The sequence below is a fragment of the Kitasatospora sp. NPDC059462 genome, from assembly GCF_042749955.1.
Taxonomy (GTDB): Bacteria; Actinomycetota; Actinomycetes; order Streptomycetales; family Streptomycetaceae; genus Kitasatospora.
Genome location: NZ_JBHYUU010000007.1, coordinates 86449 through 104720, shown reverse-complemented (window position 1 = coordinate 104720; position 18272 = coordinate 86449). Strand labels below are relative to the sequence as shown.

General features: G+C 70.2%; 12 protein-coding genes. 5 read left to right on the top strand and 7 right to left on the bottom strand.

Going from position 1 to position 18272, the window contains the following annotated elements; all coding sequences use genetic code 11:
- Positions 1-2662: 2662 nt before the first annotated feature.
- Positions 2663-4177 (top strand): IS21 family transposase, encoded by a 1515-nt coding sequence (istA, locus tag ACFXAM_RS03870; RefSeq protein ID WP_380287399.1) that lies wholly within the window; start codon positions 2663-2665, stop codon positions 4175-4177.
- Positions 4177-4968: an IS21-like element helper ATPase IstB gene (gene istB / locus ACFXAM_RS03865; RefSeq protein ID WP_380287398.1), complete on the top strand. Its 792-nt coding sequence runs from the start codon at positions 4177-4179 to the stop codon at positions 4966-4968. Before istA ends, istB begins: the two co-directional genes overlap by 1 nt.
- Before the next feature lie 514 nt (positions 4969-5482).
- Here the strand turns inward: istB and cas3 are convergent.
- The 5 genes from cas3 to casA all read right to left on the bottom strand — a co-directional run bounded on the left by cas3 (position 5483) and on the right by casA (position 13265).
- Positions 5483-8188, bottom strand: coding sequence for a CRISPR-associated helicase Cas3' (gene cas3 / locus ACFXAM_RS03860; RefSeq protein ID WP_380287397.1), 2706 nt, complete (start codon positions 8186-8188; stop codon positions 5483-5485).
- 50 nt (positions 8189-8238) lie between these two features.
- Positions 8239-8910 (bottom strand): type I-E CRISPR-associated protein Cas6/Cse3/CasE, encoded by a 672-nt coding sequence (gene cas6e, locus ACFXAM_RS03855; RefSeq protein WP_380287396.1) that lies wholly within the window; start codon positions 8908-8910, stop codon positions 8239-8241.
- Entirely contained in the window at positions 8907-9644 is a 738-nt protein-coding gene (gene cas5e / locus ACFXAM_RS03850) for a type I-E CRISPR-associated protein Cas5/CasD (RefSeq protein WP_380287395.1), read from the bottom strand. Before cas5e ends, cas6e begins: the two co-directional genes overlap by 4 nt.
- Positions 9645-9726: 82 nt before the next feature.
- On the bottom strand, positions 9727-11037 hold the full coding sequence (locus tag ACFXAM_RS03845; protein ID WP_380287394.1) for a type I-E CRISPR-associated protein Cas7/Cse4/CasC: 1311 nt from the start codon (positions 11035-11037) through the stop codon (positions 9727-9729).
- On the bottom strand, positions 11034-13265 hold the full coding sequence (casA, locus tag ACFXAM_RS03840; RefSeq protein WP_380287393.1) for a type I-E CRISPR-associated protein Cse1/CasA: 2232 nt from the start codon (positions 13263-13265) through the stop codon (positions 11034-11036). The genes ACFXAM_RS03845 and casA overlap by 4 nt, the downstream gene beginning before the upstream one ends.
- Before the next feature lie 1020 nt (positions 13266-14285).
- Between casA and ACFXAM_RS03835 the strand changes: the two genes are divergently transcribed.
- Both ACFXAM_RS03835 and ACFXAM_RS03830 read left to right on the top strand, forming a co-directional pair.
- Positions 14286-14816, top strand: a complete 531-nt coding sequence (locus ACFXAM_RS03835) for a hypothetical protein (protein WP_380287392.1) — start codon at positions 14286-14288, stop codon at positions 14814-14816.
- A complete protein-coding gene (locus ACFXAM_RS03830) occupies positions 14803-15483 on the top strand; it encodes a hypothetical protein (protein WP_380287391.1) in 681 nt (226 codons plus the stop codon). Before ACFXAM_RS03835 ends, ACFXAM_RS03830 begins: the two co-directional genes overlap by 14 nt.
- An 86-nt stretch (positions 15484-15569) precedes the next feature.
- Here the strand turns inward: ACFXAM_RS03830 and xerC are convergent, their stop codons facing one another.
- Complete coding sequence (gene xerC / locus ACFXAM_RS03825; protein WP_380287390.1) at positions 15570-16823, bottom strand: tyrosine recombinase XerC; 1254 nt, start codon at positions 16821-16823, stop codon at positions 15570-15572.
- 394 nt (positions 16824-17217) lie between these two features.
- Positions 17218-17871: an XRE family transcriptional regulator gene (locus tag ACFXAM_RS03820; RefSeq protein ID WP_380287389.1), complete on the bottom strand. Its 654-nt coding sequence runs from the start codon at positions 17869-17871 to the stop codon at positions 17218-17220.
- Positions 17872-18043: 172 nt separating this feature from the next.
- Between ACFXAM_RS03820 and ACFXAM_RS03815 the strand changes: the two genes are divergently transcribed.
- Positions 18044-18205 (top strand): hypothetical protein, encoded by a 162-nt coding sequence (locus tag ACFXAM_RS03815; protein ID WP_380287388.1) that lies wholly within the window; start codon positions 18044-18046, stop codon positions 18203-18205.
- Positions 18206-18272 lie beyond the last annotated feature (67 nt).

Below are 18272 nucleotides of genomic sequence, written 5' to 3'. Positions count from 1 at the left end.
TCCTGACTCCCCACGGAGCCAGCCTGATCACCTGACCACGGAAGGGGTCACTTTTCATCGACCGTTAGAGGGTCACGGTTGGGAGATCGCGGACACACCTTCCTCAACAGATCGCGACCATCCGGTTTGCGGCTTACTCCGCGCGGGCGGAGAGCACGTCCTGGACGATGCCGAGCGCGGCCATCGTGTCCGGCCTACCTCCGCGAGCGCGGAGAGCACCAGGCTTCGGAGACTTCGGCTCGCCGTTCCGGGACGACGGCCAACCTCCGCGCGGGCGGAGAGGACCTCTTGATCCACCTGGCCGCCAGCTCGCTACGTGGCCAACCTCCGCGCTGGCGGAGGGTACCTGCGCGAGCGGTTCGATGCCGTGATCACCCACGGCCGACCTCCGCGCGGGCGGAGAGGACTGCGCCGCCGACAGTGGTTACGTCTTCGACTGCGGCCGACCTCCGCGCGGGCAGAGAGGACTGCATCACGACCCGACCGGCGACCAGGCACCTCGGCCAACCTCCGCGCGGGCGGAGAGGACATGAGGCCCTTGCCCTGCTCCTGCCGACTGATCGGCCAACCTCCGCGCGGGCGGGGGCGCGACTAGGCAGGCATGTACCTGATGATCCTGGCGAGCCTACCTCTGCGCGGGCGGAGGGAACCGGCACCGGCGAATCGGCGTGGGGCACCTCGGCGATGGACCTTGGCGAGGGCGGAGGGCACTGAACCTTGTTCTCGGGCCAGCCGACCACCTTCGGTCGACCTCCGCGTGGGCGGAGAGGATGCCTGTTCGGCGAACTTCAGGAGGCCGCCTTCCGGCCAACCTCCACGCGGGCGGAGGCACTTGGGCGCACCGAACGTCACGTCCACCTACGTCGGCTAACCTCCGCATGGGCGGAGAGGACTCCAACCACATCGGCACCAAGGCCAAGCAGGACGGAAGACCTCCGCGTGGGCGGAGTGCACGTCGTTGGGACGCATCAGTTCGCGAACGCCTACGGCCAACTTCCGAGCGGGCGGAGAGGACCCGGAGCCGCCCGGCATCTAACTGATTTGGTGCGCCGACCTCCGCGTGGGCGGAGAGGACGACCCCCCCAGCACCAACGGCGTGATGACCGCCGGAAGACCTCGCGTGGGCGTAGAGGACCCCGGGGCCGCTCGGCCAAGCCCGGCCAAGAACGGAAGACCTCCGCGTGGGCGGAGAGGACCGGACGATCTCCCCGATCCGCTCGCCGAGGCTCGGAAGACCTCCGCGTGGGCGGAGAGGACAAGCCCGAGGTCATGCGCACCCTCTTCATGGACGGTCAACCTCCGCGCGGGCGGGACGTCGTCTCCGAGAACAATCCGTACCCCGACGACGGTCAACCTCCGCGCGGGCGGATAGGACGAGGACACCGTGCTGTCCAGCGCCCGGATGTCCGGTCAACCTCCGCGCGGGCGGAGAGGACGAGACCGAGATGAAGGTCAGCGGCCCGATGGGCGGCCAACCTCCGCCCGGGCGGAGAGCCCTGCCCGAGGGTCGTGAACTTCGTCGTCCCGCCCGCTCGACCTCCGCACGGACGGAGAACACCCGAACTCCGGGTGGCGCAGGCACACCCAGCGCGACCAACCTTCGTGCGGGCGGACAGAACGACGAGGCGGCCATGTACCTGATGATCCTGGCGGCTCTACTTCCCCGCGGGGGTAGAGCACAGGTCGTAGTGCTCAGCCCCGCGACCGACCTCCGGCCAACCTCCGCGTGGGCGGAGGGCACGACCTGTTCGAGGGCCGACCCGACGCTGGCCCCGGTCAACCTCCGCCAGGGCGGAGAACACCACACACCGGTCAGCGCCGCGACCAGGCGCGACGACCAACTTCCGCGCGGGCGGAGAGTGCCCCGGCTGTGAGTACCTCGCGGCACTCGACGATGGCCAACCTCCGCGCAGCGGAGAGCTCCTGGAGATGGACTACCTAGCGGACCCGGCCAACGGCTAACCTTCGCGCGGGCAAAGGGCGCCAGGTGCCGACGCACCAGTCGAGTTGCGGGTGCGGCCCACCTACGGGGGGACTGAGAGGGCACCTCAAGTCGGGTGCGGGCGACGCAAAGACCAACGGCCAACCTCCGCGCAGGCGGAGAACATGGCGCCCTGATGCTGCTGCTGACCGGCGTCGTCGACCAACCTCCGCGCGGGCAGAGAAGACAGACGGGCGGGCGATCCCGCGCGCGTGCCGATCGGGCAACCTCCGCGCGGGCGGAAGACCTCCGCGAAGTACCTCGGCGACACGATGGACCAGGGTCAACCTCTGCGCGGGCGGAGGGCACGACAAGAAGATCCCAAGGGCGTGGTTGTGCGACGTCCAACCTCCGCCCGGGGCGGAGAGCATGCGACGTGGGTGGTCAGTGCGCCCCATTCCTTTGGCCAACCTCCGCGCGGGCGGAGAGGATTTGAACCTGACCGGGGCTGCGTCGGTCGCGCCCGGCCAACCTCCATGCGGGCGAAGGGGGTGCCCTGATGGTGTTGCAGGTCACATCCGGCGCCGGTCAACCTCCGCATCGACGGAGAGTGACGGCGGCCATGAAAAGCTCCCCATAGGCGGCCATATAGGGCCCCACTGATGGCCAGCGGATTCCCCGCGGACGGCCAGATATCTCCCCGCTCGCCCCATCCGTCCCTGGTCGGCGACGCTCGACCGGGTGAAGAACAGCAGGGAGATCATGGAAATCCTGGAGGCGTACGACCTCACGGGCAGTTACCGGGCTGCGGCCGAGCTGGCCGGGTGCGACCACCACACGGTGGCCCGCTATGTGAAGATGCGGGCGGCCGGGCAGGAGCCCGAGGCCCGCCGGCACCGGGACCGGGCGATCGACGTCTATCTGCCCAAGATCGAGGAGCTGGTCCACCGCTCCGGCGGGCGGATCCGTGCGGACGTGGTCCACAAGAGGATCGTCGCGATGGGCTTCACCGGCGGGGAACGCACCACCCGCCGCACGGTCGCCGAGGCGAAGGCCCAGTTCAGGGCCGGGCAGCGGCGGATCTACCGGCCGTGGATCACCGAGCCGGGCCTGTGGTTGCAGTGGGACTGGGGCGATGGGCCGGTCATCGGCGGGCGGAAGGCCACGTTGTGGTGCGCGTGGCTGGCCTGGTCCCGGTTCCGGGTGGTGATCCCGGTCTGGGACAAGACGCTGCCGACTATCACCGCCTGCCTGGACGCGACGCTGCGGCGGATCGGCGGAGTGCCGGCCTACGCGCTGACCGACAACGAGAAGACGGTCACCACCGACCACATCGCCGGGATCGCGGTCCGCAATCCGGAGATCGTCGAGGTCGCCCGGCACTACGGCATGACGATCCGCACCTGCATACCCGCCGATCCGGAAAGCAAGGGCGGCAGCGAGGCCACCGTTCGCATCGCCAAGGCCGACCTGGTCCCCAAGGACGTCAACCTCCTTGAGGAATACCGCAGTTTCGCGTCCCTGGAGGCGGCCTGCCGCGACTTCTGCGAGGAGGTCAACGGCCGGGTCCACCGGGAGACCAGGCGCAAGCCAGTCGAGATGCTCGCCGAGGAACGCACCCGGTTGCACCCGCTGCCCCGGCAGCCGTTCACCGTCGCGTTCGGCACCACCCGCCGGGTGAACTGGGACGCCACGATCTCGGTGGAGGCGGTGCGCTACTCGGTCCCGCACCAGTTGATCGACACCCGGGTCTGGGCCCGCTTCCACGGCGACGAGCTCGTCGTGACCGCCGTCGAGGCGGACGGCACCGCCCGGGAGGTCGCCCGACACCCTCGCGGGGCGGCCGGCTCGCCGGTGATCGACGACGCCCACTACCCGCCGCGCGAGGACAAAGAGGGCGACCGGACCCCGCGAGCCACCTCGGCGGAGGAGGCTGCGTTCTTGATGATCGGCCCCGGCGCCGCATCCTGGCTGGTCGAGGCAGGCAACATGGGCGCCCGCCGCGTGAAGTCGAAGATGGCCGAGGCCGTCGCGCTCTCCAAGCTCTACTCCATCGCCGAGGTCGACCGGGCTCTCGGGACCGCCGCCGTTACCGGCCGGTTCTCCGAGAAGGACCTGCTGAGCATCCTCGACTACCAGGTCGGCCTGACCGCGACCGAGCCCACCCGCGCGAGCGAGGACCACAGCCTGCAGCCCGGCACCTCCGCCTGGGCCCGCTTCGGCACCACCAGCACCGACGACGAGGACAGCATCTGATGGCCACCCCGCTCCGATCCGTTCACGGCAGCAACGGCGACCCACTCGCCGAGGCCATCGAGCTCACCAAGCGACTGAAGCTCCCTCACATCCGCCGCACCCTCCCGGACCTGATCCCCACCGCGAAGGCCCAACGCTGGGATCCCGCCGAGGTCGTGCGCGTCCTGCTGGCCGAGGAAGCCGCCGGCCGCGACCGCGCCAACCTGCACACCCGCCGCAAGCGCGCCGGGTTCCCGGCCGGCAAGACCTTCGGCGACTGGGACGAGACCGCCTCCTCCATCCCGCGCCAGACCCAGGACGCCCTCAAGTCCCTGGAGTGGGTCAAGCGCCGCGAGAACCTCTGCGTCTGCGGACCCTCCGGCACGGGCAAGAGCCACTTCACCGAGGCGCTCGGCCAGGCCGCGGTCGAGGCCGGGATGACAGTCGCCTGGTTCACCATCGAGGACCTCGGCGCCCTCGTCCGCCGCCACCGCGCCGACGACTCCATCGCCCGCGCGCTGGCCAGGGTCATCCGCTCCGACCTGATCATCGTCGACGACATCGGCCTGCTGCCCGTCTCACCGGACGCCGCCGAAGGCTTCTACCGGCTGGTCGACGCCGCCTACGAGCGGCGCGCGCTGGCCGTGAGCTCGAACCTGCACCCCTCGGGCTTCGACGAGATCATGCCGAAGACCCTGGCCACGGCCACCGTCGACCGGCTCATGCACCACGCCCACATCGTTGTCACCCAGGGTGACAGCTTCCGGCTGACCCAGGCCACCTCCGGCCAGGGGGTGAAGCCCTTCAGCTGACCCGAGCACCATCCACGGCGGGGAGATAACTGGCCGCCGTTGGGGAAGACTCCGTGGCCGCCAGCGGGGAGAACTCATGGCCGCCTACGGGGAGAACTTCAAGGCCGTTGACAGGAGAGTTCAGGTACCACTCCATCGGTTTCGCGTCCTCCTCAGGCCAACCTCCGCACGGGCGGAGGGCACCGCCCACCGAGGAGTCCCACCGAGGCCCCCGCCGGCGAACCTCCGCGTGGGCGGAGGGCACGCGATGGTCAGCGCGTAGCAGGAGGCGTTCTATGGCGAACCTCCGCGCGGGCGGAGGGCACTTCCAGCGGCGCGGGGCGCCCCACGTGCACATCGACGAACCTCCGCGCGGGCGGAGGGCACCTGATCGACGACTGCGACCGGTTGGTCGACTACGGCGAACCTCCGCGCGGGCGGAGGACACTCTTCGTGGCCTGCGGCGTTGGGTGGGTTTTGCGGTTTCTTTTATCAAGGAGCGTGGGCGGTTTGGGCCTGGTCTGACTTTACGTGGTCAGCGTCGGGTGGTGGTGAGTCCGAGGGTGGGGTGGAGGTGGAGGGTGGTGGTTGGGGTTCGGTAGGGGCGGGTTCCTGTTGAGGTGGCGGGTTGAGGGAGGAGAGTGAGGTGGCGTAGGCCTCCGATGGTTCGCCATCCGGGGGGTGGGGCGGTGTCGGGGTCGTGGTGTTGGAGGAGGTCGGCGCGGATGGGGAGGGTGAGGTTCATGAGGTGGCGGATGGTGTGGAGGTCGTCGGGGTTGATGGTTTCGGGTAGCGGGGTGGTGCAGCGGCGGTTGAGCCAGCGGGTGCCGTCGGGCTGGGTGTAGACGGGCAGGATGCGCAGGCTGTCGGCGCCGAGGCGGGTGGCGGGGTCGTCGACAAGGCCTTCGGAGAGGAGGTGGAGGTCGTGGACCTTGCTGGGCGGGTTGATGGCGGTGATGGCGGCTTGGGCGGTGCGCTGGTGGTCCTGGACTTCGCGGGCGCGTCCGTCGGGGGTGGTGAAGTCGTCCGCGTACACGGCGTCGATGAGGTTCTGGACCTGCTGGGGCACGGCGAGGGAGACGGTCCCGGTCTTCGTGGGATCGAGATCGCGCAGCTGCTGGCGGGTGTTGAGAAGCAGGCTCTTGTCGTAGATGTGGAGCCAGGCGGGCGGCATAGCGCCAGGCGGGGTGAGGACGACGAGGGTGGGGTGCTGGGTCCAGGTGGGTCGGTCGGTGCGGTTGTGTCGGTGGCCGCGGCCGGCGCGCTGGAGGAGCTGGGCTGCGGGGGCGAGGTCGGAGATGACGAGGTCGAAGTCGACGTCGAGGCTCTGTTCGCAGACGGGGCTGCTGACGACGACGAAGGGGCGATTGGGCCGGGTGCGGCCTCGTCCGGTCCAGCGTTCGATGCGCCGGGTGATGGCGGTGCGCCGGTGGGCGGGCAGTTGGGAGTGGAGCAGGAGCAGACGGGGGGTGTCGGGGCCGGTTCCCCAGGTGGCGCGTAGGAGTTGGTGGGTGTCCTGGGCGGCGGCGACGGTGTTGCAGACGACGAGGGCGCTGCCGGTGTGGGTGTCGTGTAGCGGTGCGAGGGCGTCGAGGAGCGCGTGGGTGCGGCTGCCGGCGGTGGGGTCGTCGTCGGGGGTGGCGTCGGGCATAGTGATGGTGAGCTGGTGGGCGCGGCTGGAGGGGATGTCGTCGCGAGACACGGTGGTAGTGCCGTTGGCGTCGGTGTAGGACCAGCCGGGGTAGGCGGGCTGGATCTTCTCGGGTACCGCCTTGGGGTTCTGGCCGGTGCGGTAGGCATTGATGAGGCTGGCGGCGGTGCGGCCGGTGAGGGTGGCGGACAGCAGGACGACGGGGGTGCCGAGGGCGCCGAGCCATTCGAGGAGGCGGGCGGTGAGGTAGTGCTCGTAGGCGCCGTAGGCGTGGGCTTCGTCGATGACGACGACGTGGCGGGACAGGCCGAGCCAGCGCATGGCGTTGTACTTCACCGCGAGGACCGCGGTGGCGGCCTGGTCCCAGGTGCCGGCGCAGGCGTGGGTGAGCAGGCCGCGGTATCGGCCGCGCAGCCATTCGTCGACGGTGGCGTGGTCGCAGTGCGCGGTGTCGCCGGCGGGGTTGTAGTCGGCGTGGTACCAGGCCGCGGAGTGGAGGAGGGCGGTGGGGTGGCGGCGGCCGGTGAGGGCGGCGAGGTGGAGGCAGTGGTCGCGCAGGCGTTTCCACATGGCGTCGGTGGTGGCCATGGTGGGCAGCAGGACGCAGGGGCCAGCCGCGCCGCTGGCAGCGGACAGAATCGCGCTGGCGAGTAGGGCTGATTCGGTCTTGCCGTCGCCGGTGGGGGCGGTGACGAGCAGGAGGCCGGGCCCACCGTTCTTGATGAGGGCTGCGAGGCGCTGTTCGAGGTCGTCCTGGAGCGGGTGAAGCGGGTGGCCGTCGAGGTGGGGGAAGAGGCCGGTGAAGGCGGTGGTCTTGGGGCGGGGTGCGGTGGTGAGCTGGGCTCGCCGCAGGGCGCGGGGTGCGGCGCGGCGGGCGGCGGCGAGGTGGGCTGCCCAGTCGCTGGGGTTCTTCTTCCACTGGCGCTGGCGGGCGCGGATCCAGCCGATCTGGGAGACGAGCCAGTCGGCGAGCATGACGGTGCCGGTGACGAGGACGGCGGCCGGTGCGGGGGCGACCCGGTTGGGCATGACCGGGTCGCCGAGGTGGTCGGTGGTCAGCCGGAGGAGGGCTTCGCGCTGGGTGTCCCACTGGTCGCGGCCGAGGCCGGGGGCGGCGTCGAGGGGGCAGGTGAGCTGGTTGCCGAGGTGAGAGAGGGCCGGATGCCACAGGCCGTGGTGGCCGCCGAGGATCTGGGCGAGCTGGTGGGCGACCAGGCGCAGGGGGCGGTCGTCGAGGGGAAGTTGGTGGGTGCGGTGGAGGAGGTCGGGCAGGGCGAGGTGGACGCCGCGGTCGTGGCGCAGGCGCTCGCCGGGCGGGGCGGCGGGGTAGCCGGGAATGCCGGTCAGCTGGTCGGCGTCTCCGAGCTGGCGCAGGAACGTGGGGCTGATCTTGGCGAGGTCGTGGAGGGCGGCGAGGAAGACGACCAGGGTGCGGGCCTGGTCGTCGGTCAGGCCCCAGCCGGTGGCGATGACGCGGCGCTGGGCGGGGGTGAGGTAGGTGTTCCACAGGCGTTCGGCCATGGCGCCTGCGTCCAGGGCGTGGCAGCCGGTGGGGTAGGGCTCTTTGAGGCCGTGTTCCTTGGCGGGCAAGCGAGGGTCGAGCGGTGCGGGCACGTTGGTCGTTCTCCGGGGCGGGGTGGTCAGGCGCGGTTGGGGGCGATGGAGAGCATGCCCAGGCCGAAGGCGCGGCCCTGGCCGATGCCCTGGCGCAGCGCTTCCTGGAGGGTGTCGGGATCCGTGATGGTGGCGGTGCCTTCGAAGCGGGTGACGCGGTAGGAGATCCGCTTGCCGCTGTCACGGTTGGCGGTAACGGCGGGTTGTTCAAGGTCGAGGACGACGTGGGGCTGGAGTCCGGCGAGGGTGGCCTGGCGGTGCCACCAGTCGATGGCGTCCTGCCCCTGCAGGGGTACGCGCTTGCCGCGGGGGCGGGCGACGCCCGGTTCGTGCGGGGCCCGCACGGCGCGGGCGGGGTGGGCGTCGATGCGGTACTGGACGATGCGGCCGGTGCCGGCCCAGTCCAGCAGCGGAGTCAGGTCGCGGTACCCGACGTCGGCGTTGGTGTAGCCGGTGGGCAGGGCGTTGCGGTTGATGGGGATCGAGGACTGGATGAGGACGGTGGCGGACTGTTCGGTGCGCTCCAGGCGGAAGAGGATGCGTGCGGCGGCGCGGGGCTCGGAGCCGAGCTGATCGGGGAAGAGGGCCTGGATGCGGCGGTGGAGCGAGCCGCGCTCCTTGAGGTCGTCACGGGCCTCCTGCGAGTAGGGGTTGAGGGAGAGCCGCGCGAGGTGGAGGCCTTCGGTGAGGGCAGTCATCGGGCGTTCTCCAGGTAGTCGGTGAGGGCGGTGAGGTAGGCGGTGCCGAGGCCGGCGTCCGGGGCGGGGATGTGGCGGGTGCGGTACCACACGTCGCGGTCGGTGAAGTGCCGTCCGGGCAGGGGCTGGTCGCGCAGCTGGCGGTCGGGCCGGGCACCGGGTTCGGGGGCGGTGTCGTAGACGAAGCCGACGCCCTGGCGCTCGTCCCAGGGCGCGGGGGCGGGGCGGTGCAGCGGGAGGTGGTCGAGGGCGGCGACGGGGTCGGGGTGGGTGGTGAGGAAGATCGGCACGTCGGGCGGGCAGGAGCGGCGTCCCAGATAGGGCCCGTACACGGGGTTGGCCAGGGAGTGGGCGGCGTGGGCGATGGTGTCGGCGGGGCCGGTGATGGCCACGGTGAACGCGGCGCCGGCGCGGTAGGCGCGTTCGGTGACCATGGTGCTGGTGCCCTCGTCGCGGGGGCCGCCCTCGGCCTTGGGCACGGCTAGGTACGCGGGCAGGCCACCGCCGATGGTGTGGAAGTCGACCTCCCGCGCGCCGGGGCGGTCGATGCGGATGGTGAAGCGCAGGTGCTGCAGGTCGGGGTTGGGGTGATCGCTGGAGCGGCCCATCGCGGAGGCGATCAGGCCGATCAGGGCGCCGCGGGTGGGGTGCTTCTCCGTGGGATGGATGTTGTGTTCGGCCTGCAGACCCCAGGACTGCCAAGGCGCGGACATGTGGGCGAGGATGCCGGTCATCGGGGCCTCCAAGGACGACGGGGTGGGGTGCCCGGGCCGCCGGCGGGCGGCGGGCACCCCGTGAACAGAGGTGCAGGAAGGGCTACTTGGTGGGCGTGCCGAGGTCGGCGATGGCGCCGGTGATGCCGTCGATGAGGTCGTCGAGGCCGCCCAGGCGCTTGCCCAGGGCCGGGATGTCGTCGTCGGTGAGGCCGGTGTGGGCGTGGAAGGCGCGTCCCCTGATACCGAGGAAGCGGTCAGTGGCCGCGGCGTGCTTGCCGAGCGCGGTGAGGGAACCGGGCAGGAAGCCGCCCTCTTCGGCGGCCCGGACCGGGGTCTCGAACGCCCCGACCAGGTTGATCGGACGGTCGGTGCGCACCGCGGTGTAGACGAGGTGCGGCAGGGTGAACGCGGCGGTGTTGTTGCCCTTGGCCGGCAGCACGGTGGTGATGAACGAGCGGGTGAACGCCTCCAGGACCTCCCGGGCGGTGGCCTCGTCGCCGTCGAGGTTGCGGACCAGCTCGTGCCAGTTCAGCGAGGCGTAGCGGTAGTACACGCCGGTGGTGTACCGCTGGTCGCCGATGTGTCCGGCGCCGGTCTCGGTGCCGCCGGTGAGGACGTCGTCGACCGCGGAGAAGAAGTCGACCTGGACCGACAGGCGGTGGGTGGTCAGGCCGTGGGCGACCTGGACGGCGCCGTTGACGCTGGACTCCGCCTCGTTGGCGAGCATGCGGCCGTAGGCGGCGACGGCGGCGTTGCGCGAGCGCAGGATCGCCAGCACCGGGGCCTTCAGCTCCTTCGGGGCGTGCTTGGCCATCACGGTGCCGGCGGCGGACTCCGCCTCCTCGTCCTCCTCGTCCGCCTCGGCCTGGTCGTCGACGTCGGCCGTGTCGCTGCTCTTGGCGGGCCGCTTCTTCCTGGCCTTGGCGAGTTCGGCTTCGACCTTGGCCAGGGCCCCCGCCAGCTGCTCGCGCTCGGCCACCGCGAGGTCGGCGAAGTCGGTGAGGGCCGCTTCGGGCAGGAACAGCAGGGCGTTGGTGCCGCCGTTGTCCGCCACACCCAGACCCTTGACGTGGGCGCAGTAGATGAGCATCTGGGCGGCGGCCAGGGCCTCCTGCGCGTCCCATCCGCGTTCCGCGAGGATCGCCGCGACCTCCTTGGGCACCTGCCGGGTGCGCAGCGCCCGGACACCGAGGGTCTTCTCCACATCGGTGCGGGTGTGGCGGCGGGTGTTCTGCGCGGACAGCCGCCCGCGCACCGTCGCGCCGTACGAGGCGGTCTTCGGCGCGCCCTGGCGGTCGCGATTCAGGTTGGAGTACGGGAACGACTGGATGAGGTGGACGTCGACGTGGACCGTCTGCGCCGGGTCGAAGACCGTGCCCGTGGTGGCCTCGGCGTCCTTGGTGGTGGTCATGCGGCGTTCTCCTTCGAAGCGGTGGCGGGGTGGAAGGCGTGGATCCAGTCAAGGCGGATCGCATCGGCGTGGCGGGGCCAGCGGGTCAGGTCGCGCAGGAGCACGGACCAGGTGACGGGGACCTTCTGCGAGCGCAGCTGGCTGATCGCGCCGGGAAGGGTGAGGACGAGGTCGTCGAGTTCGAGGCCGGCTAGGGAGAGCAGCGCGTCGCGGGCGTTGCCCGCACGCATGCCGCGGTTCGCCGCCTCGCGGTAGGTCCAGCCGAGGTTGTGCCGCAGAACGCCCGGCCGCGGCGGCCGGGGCCTGCGCTTTCCGGCGGTCTTGGGGTTCGGGGCGTCATGGAAGGCGTAGAGGCAGGCGATCAGGATGAACAGCCGGGCCTGCCGCGGATCGACGATAGACACGCGGACGCGGTCGCTGGGCTCGGCGTCCAGCAGCGCCTCGACGAGGTGGAACGGGGCGCCCTCGGTCAGGTCGCAGGCCAGGCCGTCGGCGAGCCGGGCCCGGCCGCCGGACGTCGAGCAGACCTTGGCGACCAGACGCAGGAAGTCGTCGAACACCTCCAGCGGACTGGGACGGCTGGAAGCGGCCGTCGCCGTGGGCGGCTCGGCGGGCGCGGTGTCGGCGGTCACGGGTTCGGCCTTTCCACGGCGGGGAGCGGGAGGGGAGATGATGGAGTGGCGGTGGGCGGCGATCGGGTCCATGCCGTCGACCGTGGCGGCCTGCGGCGCGGTCACGGCGTCGTAGACCTGCAGCGCGATCCGGCGAAAACCCGGACCGGAGGGCCGCGCCCTGTCCTCGACGGCGTCCTCGACCGCGGGCTCGGCCGTGATCGCAGCCCAGAACGGCGCCTCTGCCCGGTCCCAGAACGCGGCGTCCGCCGACTCCGTCCAGGCGTTCTGCTTCGGGTTGCTGCCCATGTCCCGCCACACGGCCCGCAGCGCCGCGCCGAGCGACTTGGCAGCGTCCTCGGCGGCCTTACGGGTCCGGCAGACCAGCGCGGACCGCTGCGGATCCCGTGACGGCAGGTACGGGGCGACCGCCACCGGGGTGGTCTCGGCCCACCAGTGCTCCATGCCGCCGGCCTGCGCAGCCTGCTGGCACCCCAGCACCCGCACCCGGACGTCCGAGAGGACGTCCAAGACCTTCGGCGGCAGGTCCGCGAACGTGCTCAGCCAGACCGGCGGCACGCTCGACACCTTGGCGCTCGCCGATGCGTCCTTCGCGTGCGCGAGCGCGTCGAAGTCCCGGAGCAGCGACCGGCCAGCGTTCGCCAGCCGGGCCTTGCCCGCCGACGTCGTCATGGTGAACGGATCGACGGCCGTCGGCAGATCGGTGCGCGTACCCCAGGCGATCCAGCACGAAGTCGTCTCCGCGCCAGCCACCCCGGGCGCCAGCTGCACGGAGTGAGCCGCCCGGCCCGTCAGCAACGACACCGGCCCGCACGCCGCGACGGGAGCCAGCGGATCCGGCAGCTCCTCGCGCTCCCACGGCGCCAAGTCCTCACCCGGCAGCTGCGGCCACCGCGACGGCGGCGGACACCCCAGTACCAGCGACGTGAACAGGCTCTCGCCCACCGGGAAGTAGGAGACCGTGCGCCGGTTGGGCCCCGCCTTCGACGACTTCGTGCTCTGCCCACCGTGACTGCGCAAGGCCGCCATCCCGCACGGCCCGTAGTCCCGCCACGCCAGTAGCCACCCGAACGCATCCGCCGACGCCACCGGAACTTCCTGCGGCACCCGGCTGCGCCACGGCTGCGTGTTGCCCGACGGGCGGGTCATCGCCAACCGTCCCGGCGCCGAGGCCTTCGTGCACTCGGCAGCCAGGCGCGGGTCTTGGAGGAACGGCCTTGCCGGGTCGTAGAGGTCGAACCGGCCCGGGAACTGCTCCAGGTAGCAGTCCACTGCTGCCGCATCGAAGCGGCCGGCCAGCAGCAGGGCCTGCTGCAGGTCCTGCCACTCGTACTCGTCCGGCACGTCCAGCCCCGTCACGCGCACGGCCAGAGCAGTCAGGAACCGCCGCAGCGCTGCTTCGACGGCAACATGCGGTACCTGCAGGTCAGCAATCAGGTGCGCGGCCACCAGCACCTGGCGCACGCTCATCTGGACGGCCCCGCCCGGGAGGGCGCCCGGCGCTAGCTCGGTCACCTCTCCGTCGTCGGCATCGGCGCGAATCCGTACCAGGACGCACGGCGAAGCCATCACACTGAAACTGGGCAGCGAAGGCAAGGCGCTACTCCTCCTCGACAACTAAGAGACGGCTTCCAGTAGTTGGCGGCGAGTGCCCTTCACTGCCGAGATCGGGCGGGCCGCCAGACGGGCGATGGAGGGAACATAGGCTCGTCAGCAATTCCTGACAAATCATCAGCAAACTTGTGCGAATAGCTACTTGGATGGGCTGTCGGACCGCCCGTGTACGGTGAGCGAGGCCGCACGCCACACTCGCCGGAGGCTAAGCGCGTTGGTGGGGGCGGGAGTTGATGCCGGTTGCTGTGAGCATTGGCCGGCCAACGGGCGCGTCCGGGGCGAATGGTCGACCCTGGATCGCGAGGCGGGCATGCAGGGCCTTGATGGTCCTTGTGCGTACCAATAGGTCGCGGCTATTGGCGGCGGGGTGTGTCCGAGGCTGGTGATACTGGGGCGGCCAACCCGGCCTGCCGTTGATCCGGTGAGCTCCTTTCGGCGTCTCGGATCTTCACTGGGAGACCCTGTCGGCGGATGCGCCCCTGTGGCGTGAATCACAGGATCGGGGGCACTGGAAGCCTTGGTGATGGTCGTCGAGGAACAGTCATCGAACAGCCTCGATCGCGACTCCTCAACGGTCGGCCGCTGGCCGATCTCGGGAGGTGAGGTGGTTCCACCTCCTCACGCGGCGGCGAGAAGGTACGTGAGCCTGTTTTGTAGCGTTCCCGCATGCCACGAACCACGCTGAGCGGCGCCGACCGCGACCTGTGGGCCTCGCCGCAGCCGACGGGTGCCCGTCAGCGCCACCCAGCTCAAGTACTGGCGCAGGCGAGGACTGCTGCCCCGCACCGAGCGGGAGTACCTCGGCCGAGCCGGTACCGGGACGGTCTACCCACCGGGTACACCCGACCTCGGTCGCCCGAGCCGGTTGGGATCCCAGGCCGTTGCCCCCGGTTCGGGTAGTCACGTCGGGTGAACAGGGCTCCATCGCGAGGCTGCAGGCTATGCGCGGGCCGTATCCTCCGACGCAGGCGGTCGCAGGGGACGGTTGAAGGAGCTGATGCAATGGCCGAACAGCGTGGCGGGGCGTCAAGGCAGGTGGATCCGTCCGGCCTCGTGATGGAGTTCCAGCATGCCTACCGATTGCTGGATCCCGGCACAGATGATGTTCACCATTGGCGCGTGAATGTGACCGATGCCGATGGCGGTCAGGTCGGGCTACTGGGCGTCAGTCGCTGTCGGCCATGGGGTGTCGGCAACTTCAGCGATCGTCTCAGGGACGAGAGTTCGCTGCTCGCTGTGATCGCCTCCGAACTCCTCACGCCGGACGGCGACCCGAACGAGAGGTTCGACGGCGCTGTCGAGATGGCGGTGGGGGATTTCCTCGTGATCGAGCATCTCGACTTGGCGGCGCCGTACGATACTCCGCTGGTCGCGGCTGCGGTGGTGGCGAGTGCCGCCGACCGGCTCGCCGGTGACTGCGGAACGATCGTCATCCCCCGATCGACGTTCGTCCTCGAGGGAGGCGAGCTTCTCGATAAGGCGGGGTGCGCTGCTCCAGGCGTTCGAGTTCAGCGACCGCTTGCGACTGATTGACACCGCGCTCGCCGCCTGCGAGGAGGCCAGCCGACAGGTGAGAGAGCGGCTTGGAAGACGGCGTGCCGAGCGCTGGGAGGAAGGCCCGGACGAGGAGGTTGACGAGGACAACTGGCAGCTGAGTGCGCGCACCGCCACCGTACTGCGGGCGGCCCTGGAGGATCTGTCACAGCAGGCCTGGGAGGAGGTCGTGGCACTGGACGATGAGCCCCTGGCCCGAGGAGCCGCCGGCCTGTTTGCAAAGCTGCCGTCGCTGACGTTCCATCGCCCCCGTGCTTGGCGCAAGCACATGGCCCGCGCGTTCGATGATCTCCGGGCTGATCTCGATGCAGGGAAGACGCCCTACCCGCGGTGCACCGGCGAGGAGATGGCTCTGCATCTGGCGATCCGGCAGGCCAAGACGCTGCTGCGTGACCGCCCTAACCGGATCACGGACCTTGTGCATGAGCTGCCAGTCAGCGAGGACGACTTCGACTGGGAGGCTTGCCTGGACCTCCTGTTCGAGGACCACGACGTCCTGCTGCTGTTCGACCGCAGTCTTGACGGCGTCGATGATGCCGACAGCGAGATCAGTCAGAAGCTGGGAACCGTAAACCTCAACCCGGATGACTGGTTCGAGCCGTTCGGCGAAGAACGCGATCCACAGCGAGGGTTCCGTCACGAGTGACCGCTCCCCACGATGAGTGCCTGGGTTGAAGCGCTGGGTCCTCCGTCCGGGCACCGCGACACGGATGGAGGACCCAGCGGACCAGCTCAGCGGACGATGTAGAGACGACGGCCAGGGGCCTCGGGCTCGGGATCCGGAACCGCCGAGGCTGTGTCCCGACCACCGCTGAGGTGGGTGCTCAGCTTGTTGCCGGCCTCGATGTAGTCAGCGTGCGACGGGTGGAGGTACCGCTGGGTCGTCGTGATCTGCCCGTGTCCGGCGATTCGCTGGAGGACGTGCAGGCGCACGCCGGCGTCGGCGAGCCAGGTGAGACCGGTGTGCCGCAGGCCGTGGCGGCGAAGCCAGGGGTACCCGAGCGCAGTGACGACCTCGTCCCAGTGGGTGGCGTCACGGAGCACCGCGGTGCTGATACGGCCACCGCGAGGGCCGGTGAACAGCCGTGCCATCGGGTCGTGTCCGACGACGGTGAGGCGCCAGGTCACCAGATCGCGGATCTCTTCGATGATCGGGACGGTGCGCTTGCGCTTGCCCTTGGTGCCCTTGTCGGTCAGCCCTCCGGGGCCCGGCGTGGTCTGTCGCAGTAGTTCCCAGGTCCAGTCGAAGCGGTTGATGTCCCGGACCCGGACCCCGGAGACCTCACCGATGCGCGCACCAGTGCAGGCGGCGAAGCGGACGACGTCGCCCCAGATCCGGTAGTTGCCGTGGGAGCGGGCCACGAGCGCCTCGGCGAGGGCCTCGAGAGTGTCCCAGTCGGGCAGCGCGAGGGCACGCGGGTTGTCCAGCTCGTCCTCGTACTGCTTGTACAGGGACTGCCAGCCGGTCAGCCGGCAGGGGTTGAGGTCGATAAGTCCGTCGCGGCGGGCCTGCTCCATGATCCGGACAAGGGGAGCAAGGGTGTTCTTGACGGAGGACTTGCCGACCTCGTCGGAGATCCAAGTGTTCAGGGCCCGGTCGGTGATCCCGTTGGTCATCGACACCACCGGGACGTGGCCCATGGTGGGGACGACACGCAGCTTCCAGCCGGCGCGGTAGGGGTCGAGGGTCTTCGGCTCCAGGCCGCGCATGGCCAGGTCCCAGTTCTTGTCCCCGTAGTCCGCCAACGTCACGTTCGAGAGCGACGGAACGATTCCGCGTCTGGCCGCCTTGCGCAGACGGTCGATCCAGTCCTTCGCCTCATCCTCGGAGGCAACGGAGTTGGACAACGACTTCCGCCCGCCGCCGTTGGGATCCCACCAACGAACGCGCGCGCGGTAGCGGAAGTCGGGACGGCGGTCCGCCCGGAACTCGATGTCGTCGGTCAGGTCGATTGCGATCGGGACGATCACGGGGGTGTCAGCCAAGCTAGGCGGCCTCCGATTCTGCGGGGACTATTCGTTGGGACAGGAGCCATGCCTGCGTGTCGGGGATGGAGTAGACAACGGTCCGGTTGGCGAGGCGCACGAAGGGAGGCCCTTGCGGGGGCCTGGCGTTGCGCCAGCGGCGAAGGGTTGACGGATCGACCGTCAGGAGCGGCGCGAGCTCCTCCGCGGTGTACCAGCCGCTGTGGAGCAGATCGACGGCCGAAGGGCGTGTTGTGCCGTCCCCGTGTTCTGCGGCGGTTCGACCGACAGGCTGAAGGCCGCTCATGCCGCATGTCCTGTGGTGGGAATCGGGCGCGGGGCGAGAGCCGGAGGGTGTGCGGAGGATCGGGGCATGTCGGTGGTCCTCGGGGCTGGCTGAAGTAGATGCGAACGGTTAGCTATCGGCCGGTGCTGGTCTCGCCGAGTCGACGAAATCGAGTGCGGAGGGCAGGGGCGCTGGCTGGAGTCCGTCGGCTCGCATCTGCTCTCGGACGGCCTTGAGGCGGGTGCAGTCCTCGTGGGCTAGGCGGTCGAGTTCGTCCGCCTGGCGGGCCAACTGCTCGTAGCGGGCCGATCCGAGGGCCTGGCGTGCCTGGAGGCGGCGGCTGTGGGCTTCGCGGGTGGAGATCAGCGCTGTGCGGACGTCGACGTCGTGTTCGCGGAAGGCGGCGAGTACGGCTCGTGCCGTCCCCGGCTGTGGCGCTTCGCCGAGGTAGTCCTCGCCGGTGACCCATGCCGCTGCCTGCCAGATGGACAGGGTCACCTCGGGCAGGAGATCGACGTCGGTCCGGCCCTCCAACGGGATGAGCAGCGCCACGAGCGGCAGATCGAGGGCGTGGGCGAGAACGAGGGCCTCCTCCACCTTGAGTGAGTCCCTCAAACCCTTCTCGATCTTGGTGATGGTGTTCGCGGCGATCGGCACGCCTCGTGCCGCGCACGCTGCCGAGAGGTCGCTGGTTGTCATGCCGCGCTGGACTCGGTGCGTCTTGACCGTTTGGGCAATCCGCGCCGTCAGCGCCGCCGGCCACTGCTCCTTGGATTCTGTCACAAGGGAAGAATACATGAGCCATCTTCTTCGTCCAGGGCAGATGTGATAGATGTTTCTCGCACAGAGAACATCGCTTGGGAGAGAAGTTGCCGTGAACGCAGTCCGGACTGCCCGGTCGGGAAAGTACTCGCCGGAAGCTCTCGCTGCCCTCCCGCCGGCGATTCCGCTGTCCATGGCTAACGAGCTGCTCTCGCTCGGCCGGACGGTCGGATACCGCATGGTCAGGGAGGGCCGCTACCCAGTCACCGTCGTGGAGGTCGGCGGCAGCTATCGCGTGATCACCGCAGATCTCCTCCACTTCCTGCGCCCGCGTGCCTCGCGGAACACGGCGTAGATGCCAGGAGGAGGACGCTTCGGCCGCCGCTCCGTTCCAAGGGGCGGAGCTCGACCGATGCGGCCTG